General features: G+C 45.9%; 15 protein-coding genes. 13 read left to right on the forward strand and 2 right to left on the reverse strand.

The window, feature by feature from the left end; translation table 11 throughout:
- Positions 1-11 precede the first annotated feature (11 nt).
- Genes L3Q72_RS05570 through L3Q72_RS05580 form a run of 3 tightly spaced genes read left to right on the forward strand, consistent with a single transcriptional unit; the run spans position 12 to position 4,067 of the window.
- Positions 12-1,052: a hypothetical protein gene (locus L3Q72_RS05570; protein WP_275131664.1), complete on the forward strand. Its 1,041-nt coding sequence runs from the start codon at positions 12-14 to the stop codon at positions 1,050-1,052.
- A 7-nt stretch (positions 1,053-1,059) separates the two neighbouring features.
- Entirely contained in the window at positions 1,060-3,021 is a 1,962-nt protein-coding gene (locus L3Q72_RS05575; protein WP_275131665.1) for a hypothetical protein, read from the forward strand.
- A gap of 17 nt (positions 3,022-3,038) precedes the next feature.
- On the forward strand, positions 3,039-4,067 hold the full coding sequence (locus L3Q72_RS05580; protein ID WP_275131666.1) for a hypothetical protein: 1,029 nt from the start codon (positions 3,039-3,041) through the stop codon (positions 4,065-4,067).
- Between the two features lie 54 nt (positions 4,068-4,121).
- Here the strand turns inward: L3Q72_RS05580 and L3Q72_RS05585 are convergent, their stop codons facing one another.
- Positions 4,122-5,483, reverse strand: a complete 1,362-nt coding sequence (locus tag L3Q72_RS05585) for an L-serine ammonia-lyase (protein ID WP_275131667.1) — start codon at positions 5,481-5,483, stop codon at positions 4,122-4,124.
- 72 nt (positions 5,484-5,555) lie between these two features.
- Complete coding sequence (locus L3Q72_RS05590; protein ID WP_275131668.1) at positions 5,556-6,815, reverse strand: aromatic amino acid transport family protein; 1,260 nt, start codon at positions 6,813-6,815, stop codon at positions 5,556-5,558.
- A gap of 643 nt (positions 6,816-7,458) precedes the next feature.
- Here L3Q72_RS05590 and tssI point away from each other — a divergent pair.
- The 10 genes from tssI (at position 7,459) to L3Q72_RS05640 (ending at position 23,428) form a co-directional block, all read left to right on the forward strand.
- Entirely contained in the window at positions 7,459-9,531 is a 2,073-nt protein-coding gene (gene tssI, locus L3Q72_RS05595; RefSeq protein ID WP_275131669.1) for a type VI secretion system tip protein TssI/VgrG, read from the forward strand.
- Positions 9,522-10,298 (forward strand): DUF4123 domain-containing protein, encoded by a 777-nt coding sequence (locus tag L3Q72_RS05600; RefSeq protein ID WP_275131670.1) that lies wholly within the window; start codon positions 9,522-9,524, stop codon positions 10,296-10,298. Before tssI ends, L3Q72_RS05600 begins: the two co-directional genes overlap by 10 nt.
- Positions 10,288-13,452, forward strand: coding sequence for a hypothetical protein (locus L3Q72_RS05605; protein WP_275131671.1), 3,165 nt, complete (start codon positions 10,288-10,290; stop codon positions 13,450-13,452). The genes L3Q72_RS05600 and L3Q72_RS05605 overlap by 11 nt, the downstream gene beginning before the upstream one ends.
- A 1-nt stretch (position 13,453) precedes the next feature.
- Positions 13,454-14,491: a hypothetical protein gene (locus L3Q72_RS05610; protein ID WP_275131672.1), complete on the forward strand. Its 1,038-nt coding sequence runs from the start codon at positions 13,454-13,456 to the stop codon at positions 14,489-14,491.
- Positions 14,492-14,521: 30 nt separating this feature from the next.
- Complete coding sequence (locus L3Q72_RS05615) at positions 14,522-15,364, forward strand: hypothetical protein (protein ID WP_275131673.1); 843 nt, start codon at positions 14,522-14,524, stop codon at positions 15,362-15,364.
- A gap of 124 nt (positions 15,365-15,488) precedes the next feature.
- On the forward strand, positions 15,489-17,009 hold the full coding sequence (istA, locus tag L3Q72_RS05620; protein ID WP_275131674.1) for an IS21 family transposase: 1,521 nt from the start codon (positions 15,489-15,491) through the stop codon (positions 17,007-17,009).
- Positions 17,010-17,018: 9 nt separating this feature from the next.
- Positions 17,019-17,759: an IS21-like element helper ATPase IstB gene (gene istB / locus L3Q72_RS05625; protein WP_275131675.1), complete on the forward strand. Its 741-nt coding sequence runs from the start codon at positions 17,019-17,021 to the stop codon at positions 17,757-17,759.
- Positions 17,760-17,954: 195 nt separating this feature from the next.
- The gene (locus tag L3Q72_RS05630; protein ID WP_275131676.1) at positions 17,955-19,010 is read left to right on the forward strand and encodes a hypothetical protein; all 1,056 of its coding nucleotides are present in this window, start codon (positions 17,955-17,957) and stop codon (positions 19,008-19,010) included.
- A 193-nt stretch (positions 19,011-19,203) separates the two neighbouring features.
- The gene (locus L3Q72_RS05635; protein WP_275131677.1) at positions 19,204-22,377 is read left to right on the forward strand and encodes a hypothetical protein; all 3,174 of its coding nucleotides are present in this window, start codon (positions 19,204-19,206) and stop codon (positions 22,375-22,377) included.
- A gap of 1 nt (position 22,378) precedes the next feature.
- Positions 22,379-23,428, forward strand: coding sequence for a hypothetical protein (locus L3Q72_RS05640; protein WP_275131678.1), 1,050 nt, complete (start codon positions 22,379-22,381; stop codon positions 23,426-23,428).
- Positions 23,429-23,483: the final 55 nt, after the last annotated feature.

Genomic DNA, 23,483 nt, shown 5'->3' on the forward strand with positions numbered 1-23,483 from the left:
GGAATTTTTTTATGTCATCTGAGCTTCAATTCCCTCTGGAATCCCAGTATTGCCAGAGCCAGACAGAGAATCCGGACAGCTTGCCGGGAGTTGAATTTGCACTGGATATCGGCTCCGAAGAGGTCACTCCCGCTCCTGTGGCATCGGCTTGTGCTGATGATATTAAGCCAACGGAGTATGAAGACCTGATTTATCTGACCGGCTCAGATAGCTTTTATCTTTTAAGCCGTGAAGGTCAGTCGCGCTGCCGGGAAGCAGAGCAGAAACTTTCGGCATTAGTGGTGGATATTGATGATAAGGAAGGCAAGTTTCAGGGGTTGGCAAAGTCGGGTTTGATGGATGCTTTGGTGTCGGCAGATCTGACTTCGTTTTTGGAGGGTGACGAAGAGAAGAAACGCTTGTCTGAATTGCGCTTACTGTTAGCCAAACCCGATGAGTCGGCCCGGCGTTTTTTTGATGATGGAAAAGCGACTCATGGTTATGCCTGGACTCATTATGTTTCGGGTATTGAGTCGGAATACAAAAAGCTTGAACAAAAAGCGATATCGGTAGCACGCAGTAAGGGCTATCGTTATGAAAACGGTAAACTTTATGGTAAGCGGGAGCTGGAAATACAGGCTGAGATAAAGCGCTATTTGAAAGCAAGAGAAGCTTTTGCCGGTAAAAAGGAAGTGCCACCTCAAGAGCAATTAACGGTCCTAAAGAAAACCACTTCAGAGTTTGAAGAGTTAGTTGCCAAAACGGGTTATTCAGCTAAAGGCGCCGCTGAGTATGCACTGGCAAACAGCAAGGAAAAGCTAGCCCAAATAGAAAAGAATCTGCCTGAGTTGATGGAGTCCATAGAAACACTGGCCTTGTGCGGTATTGCTACCCCTGAATACGCTTTGAATCAAGAGGGTAATGGTCATGATGCTCTGGCTGAATATTACCAGTATCTGAAAGAGGCAAAAGAGACTGAGCAGCAGATACAGCAGAAATTTAAGCAACTGGACAGTTCAACCAACCTGTATGCCTTTGCGGACAACACCGCAGAAAAATGTTCTGAGCTGTGAGCATCCAATGTACCTGTTATGGGATACCGATTATAAACCTAAGCCGTTAACCCGGCTGGCAAAGGGCGACTTTCCGCTAAGAGAGTATTTATCCGCCGAGCCACAAGACAGAAAAGGTAAACTGCGGCAATTCCGTTACTTTTCCCTGTACCAGTTACCGACGACTAAAACCCTCAAACCCGGCTCACTTTCGGCTGACGAAAACCCGGAGCAGGCACTTATTCGTTTGCTTGGTGTTCATATTCAGCCTTTGCCAATTGAGCAGAGCTGGTTTGATGACCAAGGTCTGTTTGAGCCTCAAAAGCTCTATGACGCCCTGAAACAGAAGAAAATAGCAGTAAAAATGCTACAGGGTGATATCAGTGGCTGGGAGGAAAGCATCAAAGAAGTGCTGTTTGCCCGCAAGCTGAAAAAGCGACTCGACCCGTTTGACCGCAGTCCCCAGGCCCAGTTTTTCAGAATGGTAAACACAAACAAAACCAGCTCGGATTTACCCGGTTTATACCAGATGCACGTGAACGACTTTAAAAAGGTCAATATCGCAAGCCTGGAAGCCAGCTCTGAGATTTCGTTAGCGCGTGGTGAGCTAAACCTGTTTAAGATGATTAGTGGCCGGGATTACCTCTATTTCCCGTCTGAAGCTGTGGCTGAGAAGATGAGAGCAGAGCTCATTCCGCTTAGCTATATTGACCGCGACGGCACCCTGACCAACACCAGCTTTAACAACGGAGCACTGCAGATGCGATTTTATGCCAAAGCATGGGGATTTGTCGGCGCATGCTTAAGCTTTAATCCGGAGCTGGCACTGACACATGAAGCTGACGGCGTTCATTTAACTACCGTTGGCTATAAGACCATTCAGGAAGAGCAGGTACTGGATATTGATTCCATCAACGCTTTTCTGTCCGCCGAAGCTGGTATAGAGCTCGGCTGTTTTATCGACTGGCTGCTACCCGATGATTTACCGGAGCTTTTGTCACGGACACAGCAAGACACACAAAGAATGGTTTTGGTACGGGGCGCAATAAAAGCTGAGGTAAAGAAAGAGATAAAGCTGCCCATACAGTTTCGCCTGAAAGACGGCAAACCTATGGTGAAGGTTAATATCGGGCCCGGTGCAACAACGGTCAGCTTTGAAGGTGAAATCTCGCCCTCAGCATTAGGCCTCTGGGTGACTCAGTTTCAGCGAATGCTGCGTAAATGTAAGTACCGCAAGATCGTATCTGATTGCTCAGCAGAATCCTTCGCTGATGAAGAGAGTTTTAACTTTATGGTTGGACTAAGCAGGGCAATGCTCTTTACCCAGCTCAATGTCGGCAGCTTGTTAGCTTACGGAAAAGATAAATTGGATACCCTGATTTCATTTTTTGACCGTTCGGAACGTGCAGGGATGGTAGCGCATATTTTTAATACTGCCGATCAGGAGCTATTGAGGCAGTGGGTGTTGTTACTGCCACCGGAAGCGTTGGGGCCGTTGTTGGACACTTTGATTAGTGAGCCGGAGGAGCTAGTTGAACATATAAGTAAGTCAGAGCAGGAAAAGTACTCTAAGGTGCAGGTTCATGCATGGCAACAAATGGCTATAGCAAAAATAGTCCGCTGGTTATATGTCGATGCAGAAAACGCCGGCGGATGTTATCCGGCCAGTAGCCCGGAGAGAATTAAGGCCAGTCAAAGGCAACTGGAAGAGGCTGTTATTAGGATGAATAGAAACAGTAAAGCGCCTGAAGAGTATGTGATGAGAGTGTGGTTGTTTACTGTGAATAAAGCACGATTAACAGGCTTTATGTTACCCGAAAACTGGCCGAGATTTGAAACATCATCTCGTCAAGATAGAAGGCGTTTAGAGCGTGAACATTTCGATTTGATGAACGATTTTCCAACTTGCATAGAAAGGATATTGGTCCATATGGACAAAGCATTTACGAGCGACATGCAGCAAAAAGTAATTAAATCTAATCAAAGCTAATTCGATGAGGCTGGCAGGTGAATAAGAGAACATTATTTAAACAAATTATACTCCTGATGTGTTTACTTGGAATAATAAGCAGTTGGGCGGTTCAAGCCCAGGAAGGTATGTCGTTACTAAGCCTTCAGGACGCATATGAAAAAGGAAAGTTATTACATTGGCAATATAAAGAAGAACAGGCTAAGTCATATTTAAAATATGCTGCTGATAAAGGGCATATAGAAGCTGCATTTATGTATTCGGAAATATTATCTCAGCCATCATTTGTCCAAAATGAAGAAGAGTCAAAGTATGCTGTAATGGCAGCTGAATCTGGACACTTGTTAGCGCTGCTTAAGGTGTCCATCGGTACAAGTATGATAAAAAGAGATTGGCGAGTGAAGGCGGAACAGCTCCTTCTTAATCAGGCTCAATTAGGTAATAGTGACGCAATGCGCTATTTGTATTCGTTTTATCCTGACAGCGATGACCGTTCTTACTATTGGTTAAAGAAAGCATCTGAAAGTGGTAACCCCAAGGCGATGTTTATGCTGGCGGAACGATATGAGGGTCAGTATGGATGGTTTATCATTCCTGGTAGCCGAGAAAAGGAGATTCTCCGGCTATACAAAGCATCCGCTGAGGCAGGATACCCACCAGCAATGGATGCCTATTCTTTTTCCTTAGAACGTAAACCTGAAACAAGAAAAGAAGCAGTCTTTTGGATATTAAAAGGTGTAGAGGCAGGTCAGGCTATGGCGCTATTAATAGCGGCAGAGCTTTATAGCAGTGATGGCGACCTACGGGATGTAATGCCTTATGATTCGGTAAAAGCTGCAGCCTATTATCATTGCTATTTTGCTAATATGGCTAAGATTGAAAAAAAACGCGCCACATATGATTACTATTACGAATTGTACCAAGATCTCCTTTCCACTATGACCGAGTCAGAAATATTACAAGCAGAAGAGCTCGCAAAAAACTACCTATCAACCCACACAGTCAGGGCATTCGATGAATTCTGGGAGTGGGGAGTGGACTATGGAGTCAGGCCAGAGATTAAGTAAGAATTAATATTCTGACCCAGCAGGGATAGCGCTGGGTCACATACAAGGTATAAGTTAACAAAGAACCTTAACAGCCAGTCCACCCTGAGAAGTTTCCCGGTACTTGGCATTCATATCTTTCCCGGTTTCCAGCATGGTTTCGATTACTTTATCCAGAGAAACCCTTGGCTCAGAAGAGCGACGCAATGCCATTCTTGCAGAGTTAATCGCTTTCACTGTCGCTATGCCATTACGCTCAATACATGGGATCTGAACTTGTCCCGCTACAGGGTCACAAGTCAGGCCAAGGTTATGCTCCATGGCGATTTCTGCTGCAATGCATACCTGCTCCGGACTTCCACCTAGAAGCTCAGTAAGTCCGGCGGCAGCCATAGAGCAGGCAACGCCAACTTCGCCCTGACAGCCCACTTCTGCACCGGAAATTGAGGCATTTCTTTTGTACAGACCACCAATAGCACCGGAAGCTGAGAAGTAACGGATATAATCCTTTTCACCAACAGTCTGAATAAACTTATTGTAGTAAGCCAGTACTGCCGGAATAATGCCGCAGGCACCGTTGGTTGGTGCTGTGACGACACGGCCTCCGGCTGCATTTTCTTCGTTAACGGCGAAGGCGTACATATTTACCCAGTCAATGACTGCCATCGGGTCTGTATTGGTTGACTCAGTAGACATAAGCTGCTGCCTGAGTGCTGCGCTGCGGCGCGGAACCCGCATAGGGCCCGGTAGTACTCCTTCGGTATTCATGCCTCTTTCAATGCATTCACGCATGGTTCTCCAGATGTTGAAGTAGTACTTATGGATCTCATCTTCAGAATGCAGGGCTCTCTCATTCTCCATAACCAGCGCACTGACAGACAGAGCCTGAGATTTGCAGTGTTCTACCAGTTCTTTAGCGGAGGTATATTCAAACGGGACTGCGAGCGTAGAGTCTTCTTCTTTACCGAAATTTTCCTCATCGACAATAAAACCGCCACCAATGGAGTAATAAGTCTTTGAAAAGAAGACCTTGTCATCAATCCAGGCGTGGATCTGCATTCCGTTTTCATGCAGCTCTAAGTTATGCGAATGGAAGTTCATACCGCCGTCTTTTGGAAAAGCAACGGTATGACAATGCATGCCGACCGGTAATCTCCCGGTGTTACTGACTCTTTCTACAAAGCCCGGAATTGAATCGATATCGACTTTTTCAGGAGTGTTGCCTGCAAGCCCCATAATAATGGCGATATCTGTGTGGTGGCCCTTCCCGGTCAGAGATAATGAACCATACACATCGACGGTAATCTTGGTTATCTCGCGCAGTTTGCCCATTGTCCGCAGACTATCAATAAACTCTTTGCCAGCCTTCATCGGTCCGACAGTGTGCGAACTGGAAGGGCCGATACCAACTTTATATATATCAAATACACTAATCATTGAGATTTCCTCAAAAGTGCCTTCTGACTTAATCAGAAGACACTTTGTTATATTAGTTATTGCGGGAGGCGGTTAAAGCGCGCCGTAGATGACAGAAGTGATTGCCGCGAAGCCGCAGACTGCTGTGAAGATTTGCGCAGGTGTTGATGTTTTGTATTTGGCCATTGAAGGAACCTTGTTCATGGCAAATACCGGCAGCAGGAACAGGATTGCTGCGATCATTGGTGCGCCCATGGTTTCGATCATGCCCAGAATACTTGGGTTGATGATGGCAACAATCCAGGTTGTCAGCACAATAAAGATAAGCGAGGCTTTTTCGATTTTGTTTACCGGAGTTGAAGAGCGGCTCTTAATCAGTCCGACCAGACCTTCATGTGCGCCAAGGAAGTGACCGAAGTAGCTTGAAGTAATGGCAGCAAAGGCAACAACCGGACCCATAACCGAAATCATCGGTGACTCATGAACGTTTGCCAGATAAGAAAGTACGGAGATGTTCTGCTCTTTTGCTGTTGCAAGCTGCTCAGGGGAAAGTGACAGTACCACAGAGAATACGAAGAACATCACAAAGCCCATCAGCATCAGGGCTGCGCCGCCGGTGATCATGTCTGTTTTCGCTGCTGCGTTTTCACCATGCTCTATGCGCTGCTCTTTGGCAAACTGGCTGATAATCGGGCTATGGTTAAATGAGAACACGATAATAGGAATTGCCAGCCACACTACAGACGGCATTGCAGCCCAGTCGGGAGCTACGTCCATCATTGAGGTATTCCAGTCTGGGATCAGGTAGAAGGAGAGAGCCAGCAGAATGAATACCAGAGGGTATACAAGCGCAGAAGTGGCTTTAAGCATAAGATCTTTGCCAAATACAACGCCGGCTGTCATCGCCATAATCAGGAAGCCGGACAGAAGCCAGCGGGGCAGAGAGGCAAATCCCAACTGGTTTACAAGGAAAGAGTCTACGGTATTGGTGATGCCAACGCCATAAATCAGCACGATAGGGTAAATAGCAAAGAAGTAAGCAAAAGTGATCAGGTTTGCGCCGGTTTTACCAAAGTGCTCTTCCACAGTGTCGGTAATATCAGATTCCGGGTTGCCTGCGGATAGTACAAAGCGGGCAAGTGACTTGTGGGCAAACCAGGTCATCGGCGCTGCAATCAGGGCAAGAATCACCAGTGGCCAGAAACCACCGGCACCGGCTTTAATTGGCAGGAAAAGGACACCTGCGCCCACAGCGGTACCAAATAGTGATAAACACCAGGTGAAGTCTTTGTAGGTGAATTTTGTTTCGCTTGTGGAAGTTGTATTGTCTACGGAGACGGTATTATCGTTCATAAATAATGGCCTGTGATTTACGATTTATATTTATTTGAAATCAGGCGTACGGTAATTAATTTGCAAAATGTAATTATCGAATAAATAAGCTTGCATTATCTATTAATCATGATTTTTATATTTCCATAAGGCGCAGTCGCCCACACCTAAATTAAATTGATAATCTGGGTGTATGATTCTTCCAAGCTGAGCGTATGATAAACAGGTTTCGCTAAATCTTGTGCCTGACTTCTGTGTCAGAATGATGATTTTTACGGTTAACTATACGTTGTATCGATCATTTAAACTAAATAATAGGTTTTCCTATTTGTTTTAATTCGGTGGGAATAAGACATTATTTTTCGCTCCTGGTCAAACAGATAATGGGATGAGTTTGATTGAGTGTGATATTGAGTGTTATTAAGTTTGGTAAATATTAACTAAGTTGTAGTTATTGTAAGTAAATATAAATATCATAAAGAGGAGATATGAATTAGCAAAATGTTACCAACCTGAGCAATAAATTACCTTAAGTGAGCGGCTTATTGCCGAAAATACACACCTTTGAATATAATTAATTGAAATTAAAGCCTTCCTCTGTTGGCACTCTTCTTGTTTACCTATCTCCGTTCAGTCTCTGTAGCGAATGGCAAAGGAAGATTTAATGGCAACACTGAAGTTTACTCTCAGAGTGGAAGGATTAGAGGATAACAGCCTGGTCGTACGTAGTTTCGAAGGGCATGAAGCTCTTTCTGACGGGGTGTTTAACCAAACTACCTGTTTTGGATTCAGGTTCGATATTGATCTTGCCAGTCGCAGAAGCGATTTAAGTCCAGAGCAGTTTATTGATAACTGCGCAGAGCTGAACATTTATCGTAATGGTGAACTGGTTCAGAGGCTTCACGGTATTGTCCGCAGTTTTACCCAGGGCGATACCGGTCATCAGCATACCTTTTATTCTTTAACACTGGTTCCTGCAATTGAACGCCTTTCTCTGCGTTATAACTCCCGTATCTTTCAGCGTAAAACAGTGCCGGAAATTATCTCTGTACTATTTAAGGAGATGGAAATCCGTGACTTTGTCTTTTCTGTATCCCGTGACTTTCAGCAAAGGGAGTTTTGCGTTCAGTACCGCGAGACGGATTTGGAGTTTGTGCATAGATTAGCGGCTGAAGAAGGGCTGGTTTACAGCCACAAACACAGCAAGGGAAAGCATACGCTGGTTTTTAGTGACAATTCTGAACTGTTACCTAAGCTTTCCGGGCCAGTACCATACAATGCTTTGTCGGGCGGAACTTCAGATGTTCCGTTTGTTGAAAATTTTCAAATAGTGACCCGCAGTGAAACTGAGCAAGTAGAGTTGCAGGATCGCTGCTTTAAAAAGCCATCATACAATTTTTCCCATCAGACAGAATGCTCAGGGCAGGCTAACAATTACGCGCTTTTTGATTTTCCCGGACGTTATAAAAACGATGTTAACGGTAAAGTATTCAGCCGGATCCGGCTGGAGTATTTGAGGCGGGAAGCCTTTATTGCATCCGGGCATAGTGATCAGCCACTAATGCGGGCGGGCTATCGGTTTAAGCTGGAGGAACATTTAAACAGTGAGCTAAACCGGGACTGGCTTCTGGTGTCTATCACTCATAAGGGAAGCCAGCCTCAGGCTCTGGAAGAGTATGGGGGAGAAGGGGCCACTACTTACAGAAATGGCTTCAAAGTGATTCCGGCTAATCAGACCTGGAGAGCAACGCCACAACCTAAACCTCAGGTTGATGGTCCTATGATTGCCACAGTTGTTGGCCCGAAAGGTGAAGAGATTTACTGTGATGAATACGGACGGGTAAAGATCCATTTTCCCTGGGACCGATATTCAGACAGTAATGAACAGAGTTCATGCTGGGTGCGTGTTTCACAAGCCTGGGCTGGCAGCCAGTATGGGATGCTGGCTTTGCCCCGGATTGGTCATGAAGTAATAGTTTCATTTTTAAATGGTGACCCGGATCAGCCAATAATTACCGGCCGTACCTATCATGCTGCGAACACCCCACCATATATACTTCCCGAGCATAAAACCAAAACTGTCTTGCGTAGTGAAACCCATCAGGGAGAGGGCTATAACGAGCTTAGTTTTGAAGACCAGTCCGGATCGGAGTTGGTTTATCTGCATGCTCAAAAAGACCTTCAGGCCGATGTGCTGAATGATCACCTGGCTCAAATTGGGCATGACCAACATCAATTAATTGATAACGACAGTTTTACTCAGGTCAGAAACAACCAGCATGTCACCGTTGAAGGCGAAAGCCTTGTCAGGGTCAGTAAAGACAAAACGATGGAGCTAAACGCTTCTTTGCAGGTGAAGGCCGGGAAAGTCATCACCAGTGAGGCTGGAAGTGAAGTGCATATTAAAGCTGGTGAGAAAGTGGTGATTGAAGCTGGTTGCGAAATCACACTGAAGGCTGGAGGCAGTTTCGTCAAGATCGATCCGGCAGGTGTTCACGTTATGGGACCTGTTATCAATCTTAACTCCGGAGGCAGTGCCGGAAGCGGCAGCGGGTATGATGGAAAAATCGCTAAGTTACCCCTGGGAATTAGTTCTCCCCCTATGCCTGTCAGCAGTACGCCTGATTTTGCCAAAGCGTTATTGCATGCCTCGGTCAGTGGTGCGGACAGTTTTGTTGTTTGCGGAAAGCAGTCGGATGGTTCCTGTAGTCAGGGAGATAAGTGCCGATGCAAATAGAACACAACTACATTGTCATAGCAGAGCCGCAGCGAGTCGAGGATCTGGCCAGAAGGCTGAGTGAGGGCGAAGTCCCCTATACCTTTTTGTTGAAAGGGACTATGTATGCAGGCTGTCAAACTCAGGGACCTTATCTGTTCCCGGCGAATAAGGTTCCTGAAGCCTTGCTGGATAAGATTTGCCAGAGCCGGGGAGGCATTATTCTGGATACGCCCCTTAGGTTGAGTGAATTGCAGGCTTTGCTTCGTCAGCAGATCTATGCCGAAAATCCGCAGTGCGGAAGGTCATACATTCGTTTTTATGCCCCGCATATTGCCAGAGCGCTGATGGAACAAAAATCGTTTTGTTTTCCTTCAGTTAGAGCTGTGCATATTCCTGATTATTTGTCCCAAAGCTGGGAAATTCACACATTACCTGAGGTTCAAATCTCACCCTCCTGGTGTTTAACCTCTGACCTTTGCCAGCGAATCAGGGTGCATCATTATGCGTATTGGCTGGGAACATTATCGACCTGGCCGTTGCCGGGGGATTCAATTTTATCCGCAGCAGAGCTGTTATATCAGTGGACCTGTGAGGATAAAAGTCTGACCCAGATAACACTGGCCAGGTGTGCACACTGGTTGGCTGAATATTATCAATACCTTCCAAATGAAGAGTTCAGGCTGTGCTTTCAGGGCACTGAAAGTATCAACCAGAAAAAGCAAATAGCCATGCAATGGATTAAGCAGTATCGCGTGCAACAACAGGAGCCTTCTTATGCCATCTGAGTTTCAATTCACTCTGGAATCCCTGTATTGCCACAGCCAGACAGAGAACCCGGATAGTTTGCCGGGAATCGAGTCTGCGTTAGATATCGGTGCCGAAGAGGTCAATCCCGCTCCTGTGGCATCGGCTTGTGCCGATGATATCAAGCCGATGGAGTATGAAGACCTGATTTATCTGACCGGCTCAGATAGCTTTTATCTTTTAAGCCAGGAAGGTAAGTCGCGTTGCCGGGAAGCAGAGCAGAAACTTTCGGCATTAGTGGTGGGTGTTGATGATAAGGAAGGCAAGTTTCAGGGGCTGGCAAAATCCGGTTTGATGGATGCTTTGGTGTCGGCAGATCTGACTTCGTTTTTGGAGGGTGACGAAGAGAAGAAACGCTTGTCTGAATTGCGTTTACTGTTAGCTAAACCCGATGAGTCGGCCCGGCGTTTTTTTGATGATGGAAAAGCGACTCATGGTTATGCCTGGTCTCATTATATTTCGGGTATTGAGTCGGAGTACAAAAAGCTTGAACAAAAAGCGATATCGGCAGCGCGCAGTAAGGGCTACCGTTATGAAAACGGTAAACTTTACGGCAAGCGGGAGCTGGAAATACAGGATGAGATAAAGCGCTATCTGAAAGCAAGAGAAGCCTTTGCCGGTAAAAGGGAAGTGCCACCTCAAGAGCAATTAGCGGCCTTAAAGAAAACCACTTCAGAGTTTGAAGAGTTAGTGGCCAAAACCGGCTATTCAGCTAAAGGCGCCGCTGAGTATGCACTGGCAAACAGCAAGGAAAAGCTAGCCAAAACAGAGAAGAGTCTCCCAGTGCTGGTGGCGTCCATCGAAACACTGGCCTTGTGCGGTATTGCTACCCCTGAATACGCTTTAAATCAGGAGGGCAATGGTCATGATGCTCTGGCAGAGTATTACCAGTATCTGAAAGAGGCGAAAGAGACTGAGCAGAGGATACAGCAGAAATTTAAGCAACTGGACAGTTCAACCAATCTGTATGCCTTTGCGGACAACGCCGCTCAGATAATGCCAAATAAGCTTTTTGAAGACGAACTAAAGCAGGTGGAAGTCCTTGAGAAAAAGGCGGCCAGAATCCGGGAAACGGCACAGAAAAATGTTCTGAGTTGTCAGAGCCCAATGTACCTGTTGTGGGATACCGATTATAAACCTAAACCGTTAACCCGACTGGCAAAGGGCGACTTCCCGCTCAGAGAGTATCTGTCAGCCGAGCCACAAGACAGAAAAGGTAAACTGCGGCAATTTCGTTACTTTTCCCTGTACCAGTTACCGACGACTAAAACCCTCAAACCCGGCTCACTTTCAATTGACGAAAACCCGGAGCAGGCACTCATTCGTTTGCTTGGCGTTCATATTCAGCCCTTGCCAATTGAGCAGAGCTGGTTTGATGACAAAGGTTTGTTTGAACCTGAAAAACTCTATGACGCCCTGAAACAGAAGAAAATAGCAGTAAAAATGCTACAGAGTGATATCAGTGGCTGGGAAGAAAATATCAAAGAAGTGCTGTTTGCCCGTAAGCTGAAAAAGCGACTCGACCCTTTTGACCGTAGTCCCCAGGCCCAGTTTTTCAGGATGGTAAACACAAACAAAACCAGCTCGGACTTACCCGGCCTATACAAGATGCACGTGAACGACTTTAAAAAGGTCAATATCGCGAGCCTGGAAGCTAGCTCTGAGATTTCGTTGGCACGTGGTGAGCTGAACCTGTTTAAGGCGATTATTGGTCGGGATTACCTCTATTTCCCGTCTGAAGCTGTGGCTGAGAAGATGAGAGCAGAGCTCATTCCTCTTAGCTATATTGACCGCGACGGCACCCTGACCAACACCAGCTTTAACAACGGAGCACTGCAGATGCGCTTTTATGCCAAAGCATGGGGATTTGTCGGCGCATGCTTAAGCTTTAATCCGGAGCTGGCACTGACACATGAAGCTGACGGCGTTCATTTAACGACCGTTGGCTATAAGAGCATTCAGGAAGAGCAGGTACTGGATATTGATTCTATTAACGCTTTTCTGTCCGCCGAAGCTGGTATAGAGCTCGGCTGTTTTATCGACTGGCTGCTACCCGATGATTTACCGGAGCTTTTGTCACGGACACAGCAAGACACACAAAGAATGGTTTTGGTACGGGGCGCAATAAAAGCTGAGGTAAAGAAAGAGATAAAGCTGCCCATACAGTTTAGTCTGAAACACGGCAAACCTATGGTGACAGTCAATATCGGGCCGGGTGCAACAACGGTCAGCTTTGAAGGTGAAATCTCTCCCTCAGCATTAGGCCTCTGGGTAACTCAGTTTCAGCGAATGCTGCGTAAATGTAAGTACCGCAAAATTGTCTCTGATTGCTCAACAGAATCCTTCGCTGACGAAGAGAGCTTTAACTTTATGGTTGGGCTTAGCCGGGCAATGCTCTTTACCCAGCTCAATGTCGGCAGCTTGTTAGCCTACGGAAAAGATAAACTGGATACCCTGATTTCATTTTTTGACCGCTCAGAGCGCGCAGGGATGGTAGCGCATATTTTTAATACTGCCGATCAGGAACTATTGAGGCAATGGGTGTTGTTATTGCCACCAGAGGCGTTGGGGCCGTTGTTGGATACTTTGGTTAGTGAGCCAGAGCAATTAAAAATCCCAAGACTTAAAGGCGGAACCGATGAGTACTCAATTGTTCAGGTGCATGCTTGGCAACAGATGGCTATCGCTAAAATTATCCATTGGTTGTATTTGGATGCAGAAAGGTCAGGAGGCTGTTATCCCGCGAAGCAACCGGCAAAAATACAAGCCAGTCAACGGCAGTTAGAAGAGGCGGTTATACGTATGGATAGAAACAGTAAAGCGCCTGAAGAGTATGCGATGAAGGTTTGGGTGTTTACTAGAAATGAACGCAGGTTGCTAGATTTTATGGGGCGTGATAATCAACCTAGTTTCAATACTACGGATGATACTTACACAAAGCTTTTCGGTGAGCATTATAAGGTAACAAAAGGCTTTTACTCACGCCTAGAGCAGATTCTTATTCATATGGATGGCGTACTGACGGAAGAAGTGAAAAAGCAAATCACACAATCCCACCTAAGCTATTACAACGCGAAAGGAAAGAGTAGTCTCGCCAACTTTAATTCAAGCTATTTAAGTACAACGGGAAAGTAAGATGAAAGCACGATATTTTGATTCATGGATATTGAAACTAGTGCTTTTGCTTGCACTAATCAATAGTGCAACTATTAGTGCAGAACAAGGTTTAACGTCGGCGACAACAGCCCAAGAAGCTTATGAAAAAGCAAAGCTATTAAACTCCCAATATAAAAAGGAGCATGCAAAAGTTTATCTAAGGTTTGCGATGGCACATGGACACACAAAAGCAATGCTGATGTATTCAGAGCTGATCAAACATAACGCTTTTGTTCAGCAAAAGGATGAAAGTGACTATGCGCTGAAAGCAGCTAAATTGGGCAATGTAAATGCGATGATAAAAGTAACGCGTAGTATCCATATTTCGGAACAAGAAAAGAATTTCTTTCGAGGCCGCGCGTTAGCGATCTTAAAACGGAAAATAAAGCATGGTGATATACAAGCAATAGGGATAATGCCAGGACTTTATTCTGATGATGATACCCAAATGAAGTGGGTAATGAAAGCTGCTGAGGCGGGACACCCTCATAGCCAATACTATTTAGCTAAACGTTACCAACACGAAACGTATGGCTGGTTTTTAATTTCAGGAAAGAGAGCAAAAGAGGTATCCCGGTTATACAAGGCAGCGGCAGAAGCCGGCTACCCTCCTGCAATGGCAAAATATGCTTCGTTATTAGCGAAGGACTCAAAAACAAAAAAAGAAGCATTTCAGTGGATGCTAAAGGGAGTAGAAATAGGAAAAGCACAAAGCCTCCCGTTTATTGCTTATATCTATACCGAAAACCCTGACATGAGGGAAGTTGTTCCACGTGACAACGTGAAAGCTGCAGGTTATTTGAAAGCGTATTTGGATGTAATGGCTCCGGAGCCAAACTCAAGCAGCTATGAAATCGTATTAGAAGACTATGAAAAGCTACTTAAGGTCATGACCGAGCCCGAAAAACAACAAGCCAACAAATTCGCCCAAGACTATCTATCAACCCACACAGTTAGGGCATTCGACGATTTCTGGGAGTGGGGCGTGGACTATGGTGTTCGTCCTGAGGGGAAGTAGAAATGAAGGTGAGGTTAGCCGTTTCCCCGAATGCTGCGTAAATGTAAGTACCGCAAGATTGTCTCTGATTGCTCAACAGAATCCTTCGCCGACGAAGAGAGTTTTAACTTTATGGTTGGGCTTAGCCGGGCGATGCTCTTTACCCAGCTCAATGTCGGCAGCTTGTTAGCTTACGGAAAAGATAAACTGGATACCCTGATTTCATTTTTTGACCGCTCGGAGCGCGCAGGTATGGTGGCGCATATTTTCAATACCGCTGATCAGGAACTATTGAGGCAGTGGGTGCTGTTATTGCCACCAGAGGCGTTGGGGCCGTTGTTGGATACTTTGGTTAGTGAGCCGGAGGAGTTAAAAATACCAAGTTCAGGAGGTGGGACGGACGAGTATTCAATCGTAGAAGTGCACGCCTGGCAGCAAATGGCTATCGCGAAAATTGTCCTTTGGTTGTATTTAGATGCAGAAAGGTCAGGAGGTTGCTATCCCGCTAAGCAACCAGAAAAGATACATGCAAGCCAGCGACAGTTAGAAGAAGCTGTTATTCGCATGAATAGAAACAGTAAAGCGCCTGAAGAGTATGCGATGAAGGTGTGGGAATTCACATTGAACCAACACAGGTTGTTAGATTTCATGGCGTTTGAGAATCATCCTGATTTTTCGACTTATTCAAAAGATATAGATTCCTTATTTGCTAAGCATAGCAAAGTGACCGCCGATTTTGATTCATACATAAGTGTATTGTTGGTGCATATGGCTGGTGCACTCACAGATGCATATTCCGGAGCAATCCGACCACCGATTCCGGGATTATCCGGACACCCATTCCGTTTTAATCCAGACAGCAATTCCGGGATAAACCAGCCAATTTTCAGCTAACTCCGGAATCACTGTCCGGTTGAGCGGAAACCCTGTCCGGAACCCCCGGAATCTCTCCCTTTTCTCTTTTAAATCAATAGCTCACTATCTCTGCTATCAGTCTGTATATAGCAAGGAAGTGATCATGACCAAAAAGAGGACATCTATGGCAAACATCAAAGAGGTATTGCGCCTTAAATTCGAATGCGGTTTATCGACCAGAAAGATCGCCGCATGCACCAAGGTCGGACGCTCGACCATCTCTGAGATCCTGATCCGGTTTGAACAAAGTGATCTGGATTGGCCGCTTCCTGGCTGCTACTCAGATACCGAGTTAACTCAGGCACTGTATCGGGAAAAAGCAGCTAATCAGGATAAGATCATGCCTGACTTCGCCCAGTGCTTTATCGATCTTAGGCGTAAAGGCATGACAAAACGGCTCCTGTGGGAAGAGCATGTTGCGGAGCATCAAGAGAGAGCCTACCGCTACAGCCAGTTCTGCGAGCACTACCTACGCTGGCATAAGAAACAAAAACGCAGCATGCGTCAGATCCACACCGCCGGAGATAAGCTGTTTATCGACTACTGCGGCCCGACGATCCCCGTGGTTAACCCCGATACCGGAGAAGTACGTCACGCTCAGATCTTCGTTGCGACGCTGGGAGCCTCCAACTATGCCTGCCCAAGTCAGAAGCTGGAGCACTGGCTGGAAGCCCACGCGAACGCCTTCGAACACTTTGGTGGGGTGCCGGCTCTCCTGATCCCGGATAATCTTAAAGCCGCTGTCACTAAAACCGATCGTTATGAACCGAAGCTTAATGACAGCTATCGTAAACTCGCTAACCATTACGGAACGGCCGTTATGCCTGCCCGGCCTTATAAGCCGAAGGATAAAGCCAAAGCAGAAAATGCGGTGCTGATCGTCGAGCGCTGGATCATGATGCGCCTTCGCCACCGGGTCTTCCATACCTTCCATGAGCTGAATCTCTCGATCCGAGAGCTCATGGACTCACTAAACCAGCGAGAAATGAAGCAACTGGGTGCCAGCCGTAAAGCCTTGTTCGACAGCCTGGATAAACCGGCCCTTAAGCCTCTCCCAGCCCAGCGCTACCTCTATACAGAGATCAAGCGTGCCAAGGTGGGACCGGACTATCACATCGAGTACAGACGCCATTACTACTCGGTTCCCCATCAGTTGGTTGGTCAACATGTCGCTCTGGAGGCGAACTCACGTCTCATCCAGATCTATCACCAGGGAAACCTGGTGTCTCAACATCCGGCCAGTCAAAAAGAGCGCGGGATCAGCACGCACGCGGAACATATGCCCAGCAATTATCAATATCAGAAGTGGAATCCGGAGCGGTTGCTGAGCTGGGGAGGCAATATAGGCGCGGCCAACCGAGAAGTAGTGAGCATCCAGCTAAGATCTAAAGATCATCCAGAGCAGGCGTACCGCAGTTGCCTTGGTCTGCTCAATCTCACCAAGAAATACAGTGACGTACGCTTAGAGCAGGCCTGCAAAGATGCTCTGATGGTAAACAAGCCCTATCTCCGCTTCATCAGAAACCTGCTTGAACACCACCGGGAAGGCCAACTCTCTTCCGAGTCTCATACCACTCCGGATATCCAGCACAGCAATGTGCGCGGCCCGAACTGTTACCACTAGGAGAGCGACATGAACCAGATCAATGAGCAACTAAGATCCCTTCGTCTTGGCCACGCCGCCAAGGCACTCGAGCAGCAGCGGGAGCAGCTAACCACCTACGCAGAACTGACGTTCGAGGAACGACTGAGCCTGCTGCTTGAAAGTGAAGTGCTGGGACGAAGCCAGGCCAAGATCCTGCGCCTGAAACGACAAGCTAAGCTACGGGTGGATGCCTTACCCAGCCAGCTTATCTACAAAGAAGATCGGGGGCTAAAACGTGTCCAGATGAGCGAGCTGCTAACGGGGAGCTACCTGTTAAAGCATCAGAACATCTTGATCACCGGGCCAACAGGAGCAGGGAAAACCTATGTTGCCTGTGCACTGGCTGCTCAGGCGTGTGAGCAGGAATATAGCGTCCGATACTATCGCCTCAGCCGTTTACTGGACGATCTGAGTCCCGGTCGCCTGGACGGTAGCTATCAGAAGCAGCTTCTTGCCTTGTCGAAGAAACAACTGTTGATCTTAGACGACTGGGGAATGGAGAAACTGAGTCAGGATCATGCGGGTCATCTGCTGGAGCTCCTGGAAGATCGGTATCAAACGGCCAGCACGATCATGATAAGCCAGCTCCCAGTCAAAGAGTGGTACAACATGATAGGCAATGCCACGGTGGCAGATGCACTTCTGGACAGGCTGATCCACAACAGCCACCGGATCGAGCTGGGAGGAGAATCAATGAGAAAACTGGTGCAATCCGGACAGTTGGGGTAAAAATAGAGTTAGAGAAAAGCGAGGGAAACTGGTGTCCGGATTAAACCGGTGCCGGTGTCCGGATTAGCCGGAATACGCACACAGATGAGATACGGCAGCAAATAACAAAATCAGGTATGGGATATTACGGAGCGACTGGAAAAGGAAATACTGAGTATTCTCATAAATCTTATTACACTGCTACAGGAAAGTAGGATGAAAACAATCACACTGGTTAGGACGACATTACGAGCAATCACCTTAATGGTTTTAATAAGTACCTCGTCGCTTAGTGTTGGGGGAGAATTAGAAACACTTACAGCACAGCAGGCGTATGAAAAAGCTAAACTGCTAAATGCGCAATATAAAAAGAAACAAGCAAAAAATTACCTGAAATATGCGATAAGTAAAGGACATGCTAAGGCTACCTTTATGTACTCGGAATTGATAAAGCATAACGCATTTGTTCAGCAAAAAGATGAGAGTGATTATGCCTTAAAAGCCGCTCAATTGGGTAGTGTAAATGCGATGGTTAAAGTTACCCGAAGTATTCATATTTCTAAACAAGAAAAAGATTTTTTTCGGGGGCAGGCATTGGCAATCTTGAAAAGAAAGATTAAATCGGGAGATGTACAGGCAATAGGAAAAATGCCGGGTCTGTATTCTGATGATGATAGGCAAATGGATTGGGTAATTAAAGCTGCAGAGGCAGGGCATCCTCATAGCCAATATTATTTAGCAAAGCGTTATCAACATGGAACTTACGGTTGGTTTTTAATTCCGGGAAACCGAGAAAGGGAAATAAGAAGATTGTTTAAAGCTGCAGCAGAGTCCGGTTATCCTCCTGCAATCGATAAATATGGAAGTGTCCTATATCAAGACAATACGCTAAAGGCCAAAAAAGAGGCTCTCGAGTGGTTTTATAAAGGAGTAGAAAACGGGGAAGCTCAAAGCCTTTTATTTTTTGCCAGATTGCATACAGAGGTTGATTGGTTGAGAGAGGTTCTTCCTTTCGATAAAACAAAGGGCGCAGGATACTACCAAGCCTACTTTTCGGTTATGAGTGATGAACATGATAAGGAACTCTATGATATCTATTGGGAATTTTATCAAACTCTCCTTTCCACGATGACCGAGCCCGAAAAACAACAAGCCAACAAATTCGCCCAAGATTACCTATCAACCCACACCGTCCGTGCATTCGACGATTTCTGGGAGTGGGGTGTGGATTATGGAGTTCGTGCAGAGATAAAGGATGCGCCTGGAGGGTAAGTTGCGAGCCTTATAACTCCTTCTTAGCAAGTTATGACCAATCCGAGTGACTAATTGCTTGAATTAAGCAAAATATTGCCGGCAAAACAGTTGTCAAGAATAACCTTTTGATTTTTAAGGATTCGTTCGTTGGCATTATTCTTGTTACTTCAACTCAGAGGTTGATGCTACTTATAGAAACAGGAATCGTCTTATGTCATCTGAGTCTCAATTCCCCCTGGAATCCTTATATTGCCAGAGCCAGATAGAAAACCCGGATAGCTCGCCGGGAGTCGAACCTGCACTGGATATCGGCTCCGAAGAGGTCACTCCCGCTCCTGTTGCATCGGCTTGTGCTGATGATATCAAGCCGATGGAGTACGAAGATCTGATTTATCTGACCGGCTCAGATAGCTTTTATCTTTTAAGTCGCGAAGGTAAGTCGCGCTGTCGGGAGGCGGAGCAGAAACTTTCGGCATTAGTGGTGGATATTGATGATAAGGAAGGCAAGTTTCAGGGGCTGGCAAAATCCGGTTTGATGGATGCTTTGGTGTCGGCAGATCTGACTTCGTTTTTGGAGGGTGACGAAGAGAAGAAACGCTTGTCTGAATTGCGTTTACTGTTAGCTAAACCCGATGAGTCGGCTCGGCGTTTTTTTGATGAAGGGCAAGCGACTCATGGCTATGCCTGGTCTCATTATGTTTCGGGTATTGAGTCGGAGTACAAAAAGCTTGAACAGAAGGCGGTATCCGTAGCGCGGAGTAAAGGTTACCGCTACGAAAATGGCAAGCTTTATGGTAAGCGGGAGCTGGAAATACAGGCTGAGATAAAGCGCTATTTGAAAGCAAGAGAAGCCTTTGCCGGTAAAAGGGAAGTGCCACCTCAAGAGCAATTCGCGGCCTTAAAGAAAACCACTTCAGAGTTTGAAGAGTTAGTTGCCAAAACCGGCTATTCAGCCAAAGGCACCGCAGAGTATGTACAGGCAAACAGTAAGGACAAGTTGGTCAAAGTAGAAAAGAGTCTGCCTGAATTGATGGAGTCCATCGAAACACTGGCCTTATGCGGTATTGCTACCCCTGAATACGCTTTGAATCAGGAAGGTAATGGTCATGATGCTCTGGCTGAATATTACCAGTATCTGAAAGAGGCGAAAGAGACAGAGCAGCAGATACAGCAGAAATTTAAGCAACTGGACAGTTCAACCAATTTGTATGCCTTCGCGGATAATTCTGCTCAGATAATGCCAAATAAACTATTCGAAGATGAACTAAAACAGGTGGAAGTCCTTGAGGAAAAAGCTGCCAGAATTCGGGAAACGGCACAGAAGAATGTACTGAGCTGTGAGAGCCCAATGTACCTGCTGTGGGATACCGACTATAAACCAAAACCGTTAACCCGGCTGGCAAAGGGCGACTTCCCGCTCAGAGAGTACTTATCCGCCGAGCCACAGGACAGAAAAGGTAAACTGCGGCAATTTCGTTACTTTTCCCTGTACCAATTACCAACCACCAAAACCCTCAAACCCGGCTCACTTTCGGTTGACGAAAACCCGGATCAGGCACTCATTCGTTTGCTTGGCGTCCATATTCAGCCTTTGCCAATTGAGCAGAGCTGGTTTGATGACCAAGGTCTGTTTGAACCTGAAAAACTCTATGACGCCCTGAAACAGAAGAAAATAGCAGTAAAAATGCTACAGGGTGATATCAGTGGCTGGGAGGAAAATATCAAAGAAGTGCTGTTTGCCCGCAAGTTGAAAAAGCGGCTGGACCCGTTTGACCGCAGTCCTCAGGCCCAGTTTTTCAGAATGGTAAATACAAACAAAACCAGCTCTGACTTACCCGGTCTATACAAGATGCACGTGAACGACTTTAAAAAGGTCAATATTGCAAGCCTGGAAGCCAGCTCTGAGATTTCGTTAGCGCGTGGTGAGCTGAATCTGTTTAAGGCAATTAGTGGCCGGGACTATCTCTACTTCCCGTCTGAAAACGTGAGTGAAAAGATGAGAGCAGAGTCCGTACCTCTCAGTTATATTGACCGCGACGGCACCCTGACCAACACCAGCTTTAACAACGGAGCACTGCAGATGCGCTTTTATGCCAAAGCATGGGGATTTGTCGGCGCATGCTTAAGCTTTAACCCTGAGCTGGCACTGACGCATGAAGCCGACGGCGTTCATTTAACTACCGTTGGCTATAAGACCATTCAGGAAGAGCAGGTACTGGATATTGATTCTATTAACGCTTTTTTGTCCGCCGAAGCTGGTATAGAGCTCGGCTGCTTTATTGACTGGCTGCTACCCGATGATCTACCGGAGCTTCTGTCACGGGCACAGCAAAGCACACAAAGAATGGTTCTGGTACGGGGTGCAATAAAAGCTGAGGTAAAGAAAGAGATAAAGTTGCCCATACAGTTCCGCCTGAAAGATGGCAAACCTATGGTGAAGGTTAATATCGGGCCCTGTGCAACAACGGTCAGTTTTGAAGGTGAAATCTCTCCCTCAGCATTAGGCCTCTGGGTAACCCAGTTCCAGCGAATGCTGCGTAGATGCAAGTACCGCAAGATTGTCTCTGATTGCTCAACAGAATCCTTCGCTGACGAAGAGAGTTTTAACTTTATGGTTGGGCTTAGCCGGGCGATGCTCTTTACCCAGCTCAATGTCGGCAGCTTGTTAGCTTACGGAAAAGATAAACTGGATACCCTGATTTCCTTTTTTGACCGCTCGGAGCGGGCTGGGATGGTAGCGCATATTTTTAATACTGCCGATCAGGAACTATTGAGGCAATGGGTGTTGTTATTGCCACCGGAAGCGTTGGGGCCGTTGTTGGATACTTTGGTTAGTGAGCCGGAGGAATTAAAAATACCAAGAGCAGGTGGTGGAACGGACGAGTATTCAATTGTTCAGGTGCACGCTTGGCAACAGATGGCTATCGCTAAAATTATCTGTTGGTTGTATTTGGATGCTGAAACGACAGGAGGTTGTTATCCAACCAGGCAACCGGAAAAGATACATGCAAGCCAGCGACAGTTAGAAGAAGCTGTTATACGTATGAATAGAAACAGTAAATCGCCTGAAGAGTATGCGATGAAGGTGTGGATGTTTACGGTTAACAAAGCTCGGATAACTAAATTCATGTCATTTGATAATTGGCCGGAATTTAGTAAGCAAAATAAGCGAAATATATCTATTGGAGATCTTAAGTTTGATCATTACAGGCTAATAACAGGATTTCCAGATCACTTTTCTACGCTAATTGTACATATGGACTATGTGCTCACTGACGAGATTAAACAGAAGATAACTGAGTCAAATAACGGGTATTCCAATGCTACTGGAAAAGGAAATACAGAATATTCCCACTCAAGTTACTATAGCGCGACAGGAAAATAGAATGAAAACAAGAATGCTACTTAGGTGGCTGTTACAAGTGAGTTGTTTGGTTGTTCTAATTAATGTATCTCAAATTCGAGCAGATGATGATTTAGCAGAACTTACGGCTCAAGAAGCTTTTGAAAAAGCGAAATTGTTAAATGCTCAATATAAACAAAAAGATGCAAAAAACTATCTGAAATATGCAATGAGTAAAGGACATGCAAAAGCTACTTATATGTATTCAGAGCTGCTAAAGGGCAACGTATTTGTTCAGCAGAAAGATGAAAGTGATTATGCTTTGAAAGCTGCTCAATTGGGTAACGTAAACGCCATGGTTAAGGTAACCCGAAGTATCCATGTCTCTAAACAAAAAAAGAATTTCTTTCGTGGGCAGGCACTGGCAATTTTGAAAAGGAAGATTAAATCGGGAGATGCACTGGCAATAGGGAAAATGCCGGGGCTCTATTCTGATGACGATATTCAAATGGATTGGGTAATAAAAGCTGCAGAGGCAGGGCATCCTCATAGCCAATACTATTTAGCTAAGCGCTATCAGCATGGGACTTATGGCTGGTTTCTTGTTCCGGGAAAACGAGATAAGGAGATACAGAGGTTGTACAGAGAAGCAGCTGAGTCCGGATATCCTCCTGCGATGGATGCGTATGCTTCATTGCTTGCAGCAAATGAAAAAACAAAAGAAGAAGCGGTGAAGTGGCTTTTGAAAGGTGTTGATTCAGGTATAGCACAAAACTTAATTTATATGGCTGAGTTTTATAGTTATGACGACTATTTAAGAGACGTTGTGCCATACAGTAAAACGAAAGCGGCTGGATATTTTCAAATTTATTATTCGGTTATGGGGGACGAGATCGTAGGAGATAGCTCCAAAAAATATGCTCATGAAAAAAGGAAAGAACTCTATCACGAACTCCTTTCCACGATGACCGAGCCCGAAAAACAACAAGCCAACAAATTCGCCCAAGACTACCTATCAACCCACACAGTCCGTGCATTCGACGACTTCTGGGAGTGGGGCGTGGACTATGGAGTTCGGACAGACATAAATTGATTAGTTTTGTATTAGCCGAGCATCACTTCTAATATATTGTAATCATTACATAAGA

It is taken from the genome of Vibrio sp. JC009, assembly GCF_029016485.1.
Taxonomy (GTDB): Bacteria; Pseudomonadota; Gammaproteobacteria; order Enterobacterales; family Vibrionaceae; genus Vibrio.